This is a genomic window from Bordetella hinzii LMG 13501, assembly GCF_001548475.1.
GTDB classification, from domain to species: domain Bacteria; phylum Pseudomonadota; class Gammaproteobacteria; order Burkholderiales; family Burkholderiaceae_B; genus Bordetella; species Bordetella hinzii.
Map to the genome: position 1 here is coordinate 1 of NZ_LRUJ01000065.1, position 11,355 is coordinate 11,355.

At 69.7% G+C, this 11,355-nt stretch carries 11 protein-coding genes and 1 pseudogene; 8 read left to right on the forward strand and 4 right to left on the reverse strand.

Annotated features, from left to right (window positions below):
* The coding region (locus tag AXA74_RS23055) for a Bug family tripartite tricarboxylate transporter substrate binding protein (RefSeq protein ID WP_248845121.1) at nucleotides 1-326 on the forward strand (326 nt) is incomplete at its 5' end.
* A 7-nt stretch (nucleotides 327-333) separates the two neighbouring features.
* Here the strand turns inward: AXA74_RS23055 and AXA74_RS23060 are convergent.
* Both AXA74_RS23060 and AXA74_RS23065 read right to left on the reverse strand, forming a co-directional pair.
* On the reverse strand, nucleotides 334-1,191 hold the full coding sequence (locus tag AXA74_RS23060) for an amidohydrolase family protein (protein WP_029581328.1): 858 nt from the start codon (nucleotides 1,189-1,191) through the stop codon (nucleotides 334-336).
* An 89-nt stretch (nucleotides 1,192-1,280) separates the two neighbouring features.
* The gene (locus AXA74_RS23065; protein WP_029581327.1) at nucleotides 1,281-2,489 is read right to left on the reverse strand and encodes a LysR family transcriptional regulator; all 1,209 of its coding nucleotides are present in this window, start codon (nucleotides 2,487-2,489) and stop codon (nucleotides 1,281-1,283) included.
* 118 nt (nucleotides 2,490-2,607) lie between these two features.
* On the opposite strand from AXA74_RS23065, the gene AXA74_RS23070 reads away from it, so the two are divergent.
* The 6 genes from AXA74_RS23070 to AXA74_RS23095 are packed head-to-tail and all read left to right on the forward strand — an operon-like array spanning nucleotide 2,608 to nucleotide 8,690.
* On the forward strand, nucleotides 2,608-3,729 hold the full coding sequence (locus AXA74_RS23070; RefSeq protein ID WP_032955423.1) for a 4-oxalomesaconate tautomerase: 1,122 nt from the start codon (nucleotides 2,608-2,610) through the stop codon (nucleotides 3,727-3,729).
* Nucleotides 3,726-4,751: an amidohydrolase family protein gene (locus AXA74_RS23075; protein WP_032955424.1), complete on the forward strand. Its 1,026-nt coding sequence runs from the start codon at nucleotides 3,726-3,728 to the stop codon at nucleotides 4,749-4,751. The genes AXA74_RS23070 and AXA74_RS23075 overlap by 4 nt, the downstream gene beginning before the upstream one ends.
* Nucleotides 4,751-5,446 carry a 4-carboxy-4-hydroxy-2-oxoadipate aldolase/oxaloacetate decarboxylase gene (locus AXA74_RS23080; protein ID WP_032979446.1) on the forward strand — a complete coding sequence of 232 codons (696 nt, stop codon included), beginning with the start codon at nucleotides 4,751-4,753 and terminating at the stop codon, nucleotides 5,444-5,446. The genes AXA74_RS23075 and AXA74_RS23080 overlap by 1 nt, the downstream gene beginning before the upstream one ends.
* 30 nt (nucleotides 5,447-5,476) lie before the next feature.
* Nucleotides 5,477-6,448: a Bug family tripartite tricarboxylate transporter substrate binding protein gene (locus AXA74_RS23085; RefSeq protein WP_029581323.1), complete on the forward strand. Its 972-nt coding sequence runs from the start codon at nucleotides 5,477-5,479 to the stop codon at nucleotides 6,446-6,448.
* A gap of 47 nt (nucleotides 6,449-6,495) precedes the next feature.
* The gene (locus AXA74_RS23090; protein ID WP_029581322.1) at nucleotides 6,496-7,773 is read left to right on the forward strand and encodes a cation:dicarboxylate symporter family transporter; all 1,278 of its coding nucleotides are present in this window, start codon (nucleotides 6,496-6,498) and stop codon (nucleotides 7,771-7,773) included.
* Nucleotides 7,774-7,805: 32 nt separating this feature from the next.
* Nucleotides 7,806-8,690: a DUF1932 domain-containing protein gene (locus AXA74_RS23095; RefSeq protein ID WP_029581321.1), complete on the forward strand. Its 885-nt coding sequence runs from the start codon at nucleotides 7,806-7,808 to the stop codon at nucleotides 8,688-8,690.
* A 3-nt stretch (nucleotides 8,691-8,693) separates the two neighbouring features.
* On the opposite strand, the gene eno is transcribed toward AXA74_RS23095, so the two are convergent.
* Complete coding sequence (eno, locus tag AXA74_RS23100; RefSeq protein WP_032979447.1) at nucleotides 8,694-9,968, reverse strand: phosphopyruvate hydratase; 1,275 nt, start codon at nucleotides 9,966-9,968, stop codon at nucleotides 8,694-8,696.
* Between the two features lie 150 nt (nucleotides 9,969-10,118).
* Between eno and AXA74_RS23105 the strand changes: the two genes are divergently transcribed.
* Nucleotides 10,119-10,994 carry a LysR substrate-binding domain-containing protein gene (locus AXA74_RS23105; RefSeq protein WP_032955430.1) on the forward strand — a complete coding sequence of 292 codons (876 nt, stop codon included), beginning with the start codon at nucleotides 10,119-10,121 and terminating at the stop codon, nucleotides 10,992-10,994.
* On the opposite strand, the pseudogene AXA74_RS24425 reads toward AXA74_RS23105, so the two are convergent.
* Nucleotides 10,982-11,355, reverse strand: a pseudogene (locus AXA74_RS24425) (MFS transporter); the annotation flags it as partial. The gene AXA74_RS23105 and the pseudogene AXA74_RS24425 overlap by 13 nt on opposite strands.

Sequence of the window (11,355 nt, forward strand, 5' to 3'; positions counted from 1 at the left end):
CGCTGCGCGCCCTGGCCGTCACCACCCGCGAGCGCTCGCCGCAATTGCCCGATGTGCCGACGGTGGCCGAAGCCCCGGGTTTCAAGGGCTATGAAATCAATACCTGGAACGCCTTGCTGGCGCCCAAGGGCACGCCGCCCGAGGCCATCGCCACGCTCAATGCCGCGCTCAAGCAGGCCATGGCCTCGGACAAGCTCAAGGAGCATTTCCAGCGCGAAGGCGCCACGCCGGTCACCAGCACCCCGGCCGAGCTCGCCAGCTTCATCCAGGCCGAGCTCGCCAAATGGGCCGGGGTGGTCCAGAGCGTCAATATCCGGGTGGACTGAGGCCCGTTCAGGTGTAGAAATAGAGCTGCCGGGGGTTGTCCACCAGCAACTTCCGCAAGGCCAGGGCATCGCCGTAGGCGGGCAGGATGTCGATGAGATCGCCATCGTCGGGGATTTCGCGCACATTGGGATGGGGCCAGTCCAGCCCCCATACGGCGCGTCCTTCCGCGGCCTGGAGGATGCGGCGGGCGATGGGGATGACATCGGCGTAGGCCGGGCCGAGCGAGGCAGACAGCCGCTCGGGCCCGCTCAGCTTGATCCAGGCCCGCGGGTGTTCGAGCACGCGCAGCAGCGTCTCCAGGGCGGACGGCCCGTCTTGCACCATGACCCGTCCCATGTGGTCGATCACATAGGGCAAGGGCAGCGCGCGCAGGAAGGCCGACATGCCGGCCAGGTCTTCGGCGCGGGCATGCAGCTGGATATGCCAGCCCAGCCCGGCGATGCGCCGCGCCATGCGCATGACGGCATCCAGGTCGGCCGGCGGCCCCAGGTGAGGCATGAAGTTATAGCGCAGGCCGCGCACGCCCTGCTCATGCAGGGACTGCAGCTCGGGCAGGCCGGTGTCGTCGCCGACCAGCGCCACGCCGCGATAGCGCTGCGGATCGCGCGCGATGGCGTCCAGCATGGCGCGGTTATCCGTGCCATGGACGGTGGCCTGCACCAGCACCGCGCGCTCGACGCCCAGATGGCGGTGCAGCCGCTGCAGGGTCTCGATGGGCGCATCGGGCGGATCGTAGCGCCGCTCGGGCGCATACGGAAAGCGTGCCGCCGGGCCATAGACATGGACATGGGAATCGCAACTGCCCGGCGGCAGCGCATAGGCCGGCGCGCGCGGCGACGGATGCGGTGGGGGAACGCTCTTCATGGCCGGTCTCCTTTCGGTCTGTGGGCGCAGTATGCGGGCCGGCGCCGGCTTCGGGGTTGCGTTCGGAGGGGGCGGGCGATCGAATCGGTTTATGCCGGCGTGACCTGGCGCGCCTGGGCCTCCACCTCCTGCAGCAGGGCATGGGCGCCAGGCGAGAGCCGCGCGCCGGCGCGCACCGTCACGCCGATCTCGCGCTGCATGCCTTCAAGGGGGAAATCCAGCGCCACCAGGCCGCCGCTGGCCACTTCATAGTGCAGCTGGTGGCGCGACAGCGCGGTCAGCATGTCGGAATGCAGCAGCAGGCCGCGCAAGGTGGCCAGGTCGGCCGTCTCGACCGAGGGCTCCAGCAGGGGCTGGCCCTTGGCGCGGAAGAAATCATTCAATTGGTAGCGCAGCGGCGACGAGGCGCGCGACAGCACCCAGGGATAGGCGCGCAGGTCATCGAAACCGATGTTGCGCCGCCGTGCCAGGGGATGGCCGGCGCGCGCCAGCAGCACAATGTCTTCATGCAGCAGCACGCGCGTGCTGAGCGATTTGTCATGCAGTGGACGCAGCGCGCCGAGAATGAAATCGACCTCCGCGCTGAGCAGCCCGGCGCACAGATCGCCGTAAGGGCTTTCCAGCGTGCGCACGCGCAGGCCGGGATGGCGGGCCAGCACTTCGGCGATGGCGCGCGGCAGCACCAGGGTGCGTATCAGGGGCAGGGCGCCCACGGTCACCGTGCCTTCGATGGCGCCGTTCAGTGCCGCGACATCGGCCTCGATATTGCGCAGCTCGGCCAGCACGCGCTTGAAGCGCATGACCCAGCGTTCTCCGGCCGGGGTGGGGATCATGCCGCGCGGCGTGCGCTGGAACACGGCTTGCCCCAGGCATTGCTCCAGCCGAGAGACCGCCGCGCTGATGGCCGGCTGGGTGAGGCCTTGCAGATGGGCCACCGTCGACATGTGGTGCACATCGGCCAGCAGCGTGACGCTGGCCAGCCGCCCCGTGTGATAGAGCGCGCCGCTGGCGCCTGCCCGGCCGCCGCGCGCGCGCGCCTCCTCCATGACGGCCTCGAGCTCGGCCTGGATGCGTTCGGTGCGCACGCGCACGGTGTCGCCGGCGGCGGTCAGCAACATGCCGGTGCCCTTGCGTTCGAACAGGGACACGCCCAGCGCGGACTCCAGCCGGCTGACGGCCCGGGTCACCGCCGAGGACGCGCGGAACAACGATTCGGCGCCGCGCCGCACGCCGCCGGCGGCCACGACGGCATTGAAGACATGGAGATGATGCAGGCTCAGGGGAGGGCGGGAGTCCATGGCGGGGAGAATTCAAGGGTCATAAAAATATTAGAACGGTCATCCAGGCACAAGGCAACCCCGTTGCCCACGGGAAGCTCCATACTTCCGAAAAAAATGCATGACGGAATGGCGGGCTATGGAGACCTCTGGAAAAAATCAAACGCAGCAGGCGGTGGACTGTCTGCTCATGCGCGGCGGCACTTCGCGCGGCCCCTTTTTCAAGGCCGCCGACCTGCCGGCCGACCGCGCCAGCCGGGATGCCCTGCTGCTGGCCATCATGGGCTCGCCCGATGCGCGCCAGATCGACGGCCTGGGCGGGGCCCACCCCCTGACGAGCAAGGTGGGCATCGTCGGCCCGGGCCGCGAGCCCGGCGTGGACCTGGAGTTTCTGTTCGCCCAGGTGGCGCTGGACCAGGCCCGTGTCGACACCACCCCCAACTGCGGCAATATGTTGGCCGCGGTGGTGCCGTTCGCCCTGGAGACGGCCATGGTGTCGCCGCGCGGCGACACCAGCCGCTATCGCGTGCTGACGCTGAACACCGGCATGTTGTGCGACATCGAGGTCCAGACCCCGGACGGGCGGCTGCGCTACGACGGCACGGCGCGCATCGACGGCGTGCCGGGCACGGCCGCGCCCATCGCGATCAGTTTTCTTGACACGGCCGGTTCGGTCTGCGCCGGGCTGCTGCCCACGGGCAGCGCGCGTGACTGGCTGCGGGCGCCGGGGCTGCCGCCCATCGAAGTCACTTGCATCGACAACGGCATGCCCATGGTGCTGATGCGCGCCGCCGACCTGCAGCGGCGCGGCGACGAGAGCGTGGCCGCGCTGAACGCCGACGAGGCCTTGAAGGCGCGGCTGGAAGCCCTGCGCCTGGCCGCGGGCGAGGCGATGGGCCTGGGTGATGTGCGCGACAAGCCTTATCCCAAGATGTGTCTGCTGGCCCCGCCCGCCCACGGCGGCAGCATCGCGACGCGCTGCTTCATCCCGCATGTCTGCCATGACGCCATCGGCGTGCTGGCGGCCGTGACGGTGGCCACGGCCTGCGTGCTGCCGGCGACGGTGGCCGAGGGCCTGGCGCGCCTGCCGGGCGGCACGCGACAGCGGCTGTCCGTCGAACATCCCTCGGGCGAATTCAGCGTGGAGCTGGAACTCGACGCCGCGGGCCAGGTGGCGCGTGCCGCGCTGCTGCGCACCGCCCGTTTGTTGATGCGCGGCACGGCCTATGCGCCGCGCGCTGTTTTCGGAGAATCCGCTTGATCATCGATTGCCATGGCCATTACACGACGGCCCCGTCGGCGCTGGAAGCGTGGCGACGCCGCCAGATCGCCGGCCTGAAAGACCCCGCGTGCGCGCCGCGCGCCAGCGACCTGCGCATCAGCGACGACGAGATACGGGAGTCCATCGAGGCCAATCAATTGCGCCTCATGCGCGAGCGCGCCTGCGACCTGACGATTTTTTCGCCGCGCGCCAGCTTCATGGCGCACCACATCGGCGAGCTGTCGACCAGCCAGGCCTGGGCTGCGCTGTGCAATGAACTCTGCCATCGGGTGGCCACGCTGTTTCCCGGTCAGTTCGTGGGCGCGGCCATGCTGCCGCAATCGCCCGGCGCGCCCATCGAGACCAGCTTGGACGAGCTCAGGCGCTGCGTCGAGGACTATGGCTTCGTGGCCCTGAACCTCAACCCCGATCCCTCCGGCGGGCATTGGACCTCGCCGCCGCTGTCCGACCCGTACTGGTATCCGCTCTACGAACGCATGGTGGACTACGGCATCCCGGCCATGATCCATGTGAGCACGAGCTGCAATGCCTGCTTTCACACCACGGGCGCGCACTACCTGAACGCCGACACCACGGCCTTCATGCAATGCCTGACCTCGGACCTGTTCAAGGTGTTTCCGGACCTCAAGTTCGTCATTCCGCATGGCGGCGGCGCCGTGCCCTATCACTGGGGCCGTTTCCGCGGGCTGGCGCAGGAAATGAAAAAGCCGCCGTTGGAAGATTGGCTGCTGGACAACGTGTACTTCGATACCTGCGTCTACCACCAGCCGGGCATCGATCTGCTGGCCCGCGTCATCCCGGTCAAGAACGTGCTGTTCGCCAGCGAGATGATAGGCGCGGTGCGGGGCATCGATCCGCGGACGGGCTTTCACTACGACGATACGCGCCGCTATATCGAAGCGGCGGACCTGAGCCCGCAGGAGCGGCACATGATCTATGAAGGCAATGCGCGGCGCGTGTATCCGCGCCTGGATGCGGCGCTGGCGCGCAAAGGACTGTGATGGACGAACTGTTCAATACCCTGGGCGTGGTCAAGCGCCACATCGAACGGCCCGATCCCGCCGTGGTGCGGCGGCTGTCGGCGCATGGCGTGGCCACGGTGCACGAGGCCATGGGCCGGGTGGGGCTGCTGGACGCGGGTATCCGCCCCGTGTATGCGGGCGCGCGGCTGTGCGGCACAGCGGTGACCGTGCTGCTGCAGCCGGGCGACAACTGGATGCTGCACGTGGCGGCGGAGCAGCTGCGGCCCGGCGACGTGGTCGTGGCGGCGTGCACCAGCGACAGCCGCGACGGCTTCTTCGGCGAATTGCTGGCCACCAGTTTCCGCTCGCGCGGCGCGGTGGGCCTGGTGATCGACGGCGGGGCGCGCGACGTGGCCGAGCTGCGCGAGATGGATTTCCCGGTGTTCAGCAAGGCCATCTGCGCCAAGGGCACGGTCAAGGCCACGCTGGGCTCGGTCAATGTCCCGGTGGTCTGCGCCGGCGCCCTGGTGCGCCCCGGCGACGTGGTGCTGGCCGATGCCGATGGCGTGGTCGTGGTGCCGGCGGCCAGGGCCGCCCAAGTGGCCGACCGGGCCGACGAAAGGCTGGCCAACGAGGCGCACAAGCGCGAGCGTCTGGCCGCGGGCGAGCTCGGGCTGGACATCTACGCCATGCGCGAACCCTTGGCCAAGGCCGGCCTGCGCTACTTGGACTGAAGCGGCGCCCCATAAAACAAGGAGGAGACGATGAAACGACGCGAATTCCTGTGGACCGCGGCGCTGGGCTCGCTGGCCCTGACGCGCCTGGCGGCGGCTGCCTATCCGGAGCGGCCGTTGCGCCTGATCGTGCCGTTCGCGGCCGGCGGCAATATCGATGCGGTGGGCCGCATCATCGGCGCGGCCATCGGTCCCCAGCTGGGCGTGCCGGCCGTGGTCGAGAACAAGCCCGGCGCCGGCGGCAGCATCGGCGCCGACATGGTGGCGCGTGCGCCGGCCGACGGCTATACCCTGCTGGTGGGGTCCAACGGTCCCCTGACGGTCAATCCCTTCATCCAGGCGCAAATGCCCTATGACCCGCTGAAGGACTTCGCGGCGGTCGGCATGGTCGGCTATGTGCCTCATGTGCTGGTGGTCAATCCCCAGGTGCCGGCGCGCGACCTGGCCGAACTGGTGGCCCTGTCGCGCAAGCAAGGCATCAACGCCGGGACATCGGGCGTGGGCAGCGCCACCCACCTGACGCTGCTGCGCATCAACGCGGCCACCGGCGCCAAGCTGATCAACGTGCCCTACCGGGGCGGCGGCGCCCTGATTCCGGACTTGCTTGGCGGCAATATCGAAGCCACGGTCACCGAGTTCTCGACCGCGCTGCCGCTGCACCGCGCCGGCAAGGCGCGCATCATCGCCATCGCGGCCGATCATCGCCTGGCCCTGGCGCCGGAGCTGCCCACCCTGGCCGACGCGGGCTACCCGCAGCTGGAGGCGGCCAGCTATGTCGGGCTGCTCGCGCCGGCCGCCACGCCGGCCGAGGTGCTGGCCCGGCTGCAGAAAGCCCTGGTCCAAGGGGCCCATGATCCGTCCATCGCCGCCAAGCTCAAGGACTTCGGCGTGGAGCCGGCCACCGCCGAGCAGGAGTCCTCGGCCGGGTTCGCGGCCTTTCTGCGCGATGAATACGGCCGCTCCCAGGCGGCGGCGCAACGGGCCGGCATCAAGCCGGAATAGCTCACCGACAGGCAATGGGCGGCCGGCGGCCGCCCCTGGAGTTTCGCTTGAAAGCATTCAAGAAGCTGTATGTGCAGGTGTTGGCGGCGATCGCGCTGGCCATCGTCTTCGGTTTGCTCGACCCGCAGCACGCCAAGGCGATGAAACCCCTGGGGGAGGGCTTTATCGCCCTGCTCAAGATGATGCTGGGGCCGATCATCTTCTGCACCGTGGTGCACGGTATCGGCCACATCAAGGACTTTCGCAAACTGGGCCGGCTGGGCCTGAAGACGCTGCTCTATTTCGAGGTGGTCAGCACCTTGGCGATGGTGGTGGGCTACGGCATGGTGAGCTGGCTGCGGCCCGGCGACGGCCTGCACGCCTCGGCGCTGGCCGAGTCCGGCCATGCGGTCGACAAGGTGATACAGGCCGGCACGGCGGATTTCTCGCTCACGCATTTCCTGCTGTCCATCATCCCGCGCACCCTGGTCTCGGCGTTTGTCACCGGCGATATCCTGCCGGTGCTGTTCGTGTCGCTGCTGGCGGCGGCGGCGCTGAGCGCCACGGCCAAGCCCGATTGGGCGGTGTTCAAGCTGCTGGACGAAGTGCAGGCCCTGGTGTTCAAGATGCTGGGCTTCATCATGCGCCTGTCGCCCGTGGGCGCCTTCGGCGCGATGGCCGCCGCCGTGGGCAGCTATGGCGGCACCACCCTGGTCTATCTGCTGCGCTACATCTTGACCTATTACGCCGCGGCACTGTTCTTCGTCTTCGTGGTGCTGGGCCTGGTGGCCGCCAGCGTCGGCCTGTCCATTTTCAGGATTCTGTACGTGATCCGCGATGAGGCCGTGCTCGCCATGGGCACGGCCGCCAGCGAAGCGGCCTTCCCCCGGCTGGTGAGCAAGCTCGGGCAGGCCGGCTGCGATGAGGCCGTGGTTGGATTCGTGCTGCCCGCCGGCTACAGCTTCAACATCGACGGCGCCTGCCTGTACATGGCCTGCGGCATCGGCTTCATCGCGCAGGCCACCGATACGCCTTTGCCGCTGTCCCAGGCGCTGGCCCTGCTGGCGGTGATGCTGGTGACGTCCAAGGGCGGCGCGGGCGCCGCCGGCGGCGCGCTGGTCAAGCTGACCGCCACCCTGCAATCCACCCGGGCCCTGCCCCTGTCGGGCGTGGGGCTGCTGTTCGGCATCGACCGCGTCCTGGCCATCGCGACCTCTACCACGAATGTGATAGGCAATAGCGTCGCGGTCATGGTGCTGGCGAAGTGGGAAGGATTGTTCGACCGCCAGAAATTCAATGCCTGCGCCCGCCGCGCCGACCCCGTGCCGGCCGTCAAGACGCCCTGAGCGGCGGGCCCTGTTTTTTATCGGAGATGTCTATGTCACCCCCCAACCCTTGCATCGCCATCATCGGTTTCGGCGAAGTGGGCCCCATTTTTGCCCAGGCTCTGGCCGAGCGCGGCTGCGCGGTCGCCGTCCATGATCTCAAATCGCAGGACCCGGCCACCGCCGGCGCGATCCGGGACAAGGCCGCGCGCGCCGGCGCGCGCGTGGCCGACAGCCTGCCGGACAGCCTGCGCCAGGCGGATTGGATTTTCTCCGCCGTCACGGCCAGCCAGGCTGGCGCCGTGGCGCGCGATGCCGCCGCCCATATGCGGGCCGGCCAGGTCTTCATCGACCTGAACTCGGTCTCGCCGCGCGTCAAGCAGGAGAACTGCGCCCGCGTCCAGGCGGCGGGAGGCGACTACGTGGAGTCGGCCGTCATGGCGCCGGTGCCGCCGCAGGGCGTGCAGGTGCCCATGCTGCTGGGCGGGCGCCGCGCGCGCGAGCTTTCCGAGGCGCTCAATGCCCTGGGGATGCGCACCCAGGCCGTGGCCGACGAGGTTGGCCTGGCCTCGGCCATCAAGCTGTGCCGCAGCATCATGATCAAGGGTCACGAGGCCTTGTGCCTGCAGTCCATGCAGGCGGCGCTGCATTTCGGCGTCGACGGCCGCGTGCTGGCGTCGCTGGCGGCCACCTTCCCCGGCGTGGGCTGGGACAAAGGCTATGAAGCGTACCTGATCGGCCGTGTCGCCGAGCACGGACAGCGGCGTTCGGAGGAAATGCGCGAGGCCGCGGCCATGCTGGATGAGCTGGGCCTGGACGCCAGCCTGGCCCACGCCATTGCCGATGTGCAGCAGGCTTTCGCCCAGCGCGGCCGGGGCTGGCTGGGCGAACTCGACGACAAGGGCGCCCTGCCAGGCTGGCGGGCGCTGCTGGCCTAGCGCTCAGGCCGGCAGCATGCGGCGGCCGGCGTAAACGGCCGCCGCGCCCAGTTCGCGCTCGATGCGCAGCAGCCGGTTGTACTTGGCGGTGCGGTCGGCGCGCGAGAGCGAGCCGGCCTTGATCAGCCCGCAATTGGCGGCCACGGCCAGGTCGGCGATGCTGTCGTCTTCGGTCTCGCCCGAGCGGTGCGACATCACGACGGCGTAGCCCGCGCGCTGCGCCATGCGCAGCACGCGCCAGGTTTCGCTCAGCGTTCCGATCTGGTTCATCTTCACCAGGATGGCATTGCCCACGTCCTGCGCGATGCCGTCGGCCAGGCGCCGCGGATGGGTACAGAAGACATCGTCGCCCACCAGCAGGCAGCGCCGGTCCATCACCTGGCCCAGCAGGCGCCAGCCTTCGATGTCGTCCTCGGCCATGCCGTCCTCGATGGACAGGATGGGGTAGCTGCGGGTGAGGGCGCGCAGATAGCTGGCCTGGTCTTCGGCGCTGCGCGCGACGCCTTCGCCGGCATAGCGGTAGCGGCCATCGTGGTAGAGCTCGCTGGCCGCCGGATCCAGGGCCAGCGCCATGTCCTGGCCGGCGCGCAGACCGGCCCGTTCGATGGCGGCCATGATGAAATCCAGCGCCTCGGGCGCGGCGCGCAGTGCGGGGGCGAAGCCGCCCTCGTCGCCGACGTTGACCGAGTGCCCGGCGCGCTTGAGGGCATCGCGCAAGGTGTGGAAGACCTCGGTGCCCATGCGCAAGGCTTCGGCGAAACTGTCCGCGCCCACCGGCAGGATCATGAATTCCTGGAAGTCCAGCGGATTGTCGGCATGAGCGCCCCCATTGATGATGTTGATCATGGGCACGGGCAGCACCTGGGCCTGGATGCCGCCGACATGGCGCCACAGCGGCAGCGATTGGCCGGCCGCGGCCGCGCGGGCCACGGCCAGCGACACCCCCAGCAGGGCGTTGGCGCCCAGGCGGCTTTTATCGGGGCTGCCGTCCAGCTCGATCATGCGCTCGTCGATCTCGGCCTGCCGCCAGGCCGGCAGGCCCAGCAGCGCTTCGCGCAACAGCGTGTTGACAGCGCGCACCGCGCCCAGCACGCCCCGGCCCAGATAGCGCGCCGCATCGCCGTCGCGGCGTTCGAGGGCTTCATGCCGGCCGGTCGAGGCGCCCGAGGGCACCAGGGCGCGCCCGGACGCGCCGCCCTCCAGGCGGACCTCGACCTCCACGGTGGGGTTGCCCCGGCTGTCCAGGGCTTCATGGGCCCGGATGTCGACGATCTGCATCGCTTGACTCCTATATGTCAGATAATTGGATGGATCCTCGCGCTTGGGATGGCGCCAGGAGATTGTTCTCACTGTCATGCTAGGGAAACCGGCCGCCGCGATAAATGCAGTTTTCTCGCCGTGTGTCAGTTTTTTTGACGGAGTCATGTCATGCGTTCCCTGCCTTCCCTGGCCGCGCTGCGCGCCTTCGAGGCCATTGCCCGCAGCGGCTCGGTGACCCGGGCCGCCGAAGAACTGTGCCGCAGCCACGGCGCGGTCAGCCGCTACCTGCACCTGCTGCAGGAGCAGGCGGGGGTGGCGCTGTTCGACAAGAGCGGCACGGGCCTGAAGCTCACGCAGGCCGGCGGCGAGTTCTATGTCGCCGTGCGCGGCGCCTTCGAGCAGCTGGAGCAGGCCTATGAGCGGCTGGGCCGGCATTCCCGCGGGCCGGGCCTGCACGTGGCCTGCAGCGCCACCTTCGCGATGCGCTGGCTGGTGCCGCAGCTGGCGGACTTCTACCGTGGGCATCCCGACATCCGCATCCGCTTGTCCATGACCTCGGCGCGCGAGATCCGCAACGAAGGCGCCGATCTGCTGCTGGCCTGGGATCTGTCGGCCTATGCGGAGGCCGACCGGCGGCGCGCCCTGGTGCTGGCGCCGGTGAGGTTCGCGGCCGTGTGCAGCCGGGCCTGCGCGCGCCGCCCGGCCGCGCGGCGCGCCCGCATCGAGCATGAGTACACCTCCAGCGCCTGGGACCGCTGGCGGGCGGGCGGCGGCAAGGATGTCGCCCAGGGCGAGCGCCTGGCTTTTCCGCACACCCATCTGTGTATCGAGGCCGCGCTGTCCGGCCTGGGCGTGGCCCTGGTCGAGCAGCGCCTGATCGCGCGGGAGCTGCAGGACGGCAGCCTGGTGGCGCCTTTCGGCGCCGTCACCTTCGACGGCGGCCTGTGCGCCTTGCCCGCGTCGGGCCGGCCGCTGCCGGCCCAGGGCGAGATCTTCCTGGCCTGGCTGGGCCGCGCCCTGGGCGGCGGGATTCAGGCCGCGTAGGCGCGGGCGGGCGCGGCCAGGCGCAAGGCCAGCGCGCCCAGGGCGGCGGCGGTGGCCAGCAGGGTCACGCCCGTCCAGCCCCAGCGGGCCAGCATGATGCTGCCCAGCGCGCCGCCGGCCGCCATGCCGATGAAGACGCTCACCATCAGCACGGCGTTCAGGCGGCTGCGGGCGGCCGGCTCGATGCTGTAGACCATGCTCTGGTGGGCGATCAGCGCCATTTGTATGCCGAGGTCGAAACCCAGGGTGGCCAGGGCGATGAGCCACAGGCCGGCGGTGCCCGGCAGCCAGGGCAGGGCGAGCATGGCGGCGAAGGACAGCGCCGTCAGGCCGGCGCCCAGGCGGCCGACCGCCGCCGGGC

What these genes read in the sequence shown, in the direction of transcription:
- AXA74_RS23060 (WP_029581328.1), bottom strand. Translation starts at nt 1,191, where the DNA reads ATGAAGAGCGTTCCCCCACCGCATCCGTCGCCGCGCGCGCCGGCCTAT.
- AXA74_RS23065 (WP_029581327.1), bottom strand. Translation starts at nt 2,489, where the DNA reads ATGGACTCCCGCCCTCCCCTGAGCCTGCATCATCTCCATGTCTTCAAT.
- AXA74_RS23070 (WP_032955423.1), top strand. Translation starts at nt 2,608, where the DNA reads ATGGAGACCTCTGGAAAAAATCAAACGCAGCAGGCGGTGGACTGTCTG.
- AXA74_RS23080 (WP_032979446.1), top strand. Translation starts at nt 4,751, where the DNA reads ATGGACGAACTGTTCAATACCCTGGGCGTGGTCAAGCGCCACATCGAA.
- AXA74_RS23085 (WP_029581323.1), top strand. Translation starts at nt 5,477, where the DNA reads ATGAAACGACGCGAATTCCTGTGGACCGCGGCGCTGGGCTCGCTGGCC.
- AXA74_RS23095 (WP_029581321.1), top strand. Translation starts at nt 7,806, where the DNA reads ATGTCACCCCCCAACCCTTGCATCGCCATCATCGGTTTCGGCGAAGTG.
- eno (WP_032979447.1), bottom strand. Translation starts at nt 9,968, where the DNA reads ATGCAGATCGTCGACATCCGGGCCCATGAAGCCCTGGACAGCCGGGGC.
- AXA74_RS23105 (WP_032955430.1), top strand. Translation starts at nt 10,119, where the DNA reads ATGCGTTCCCTGCCTTCCCTGGCCGCGCTGCGCGCCTTCGAGGCCATT.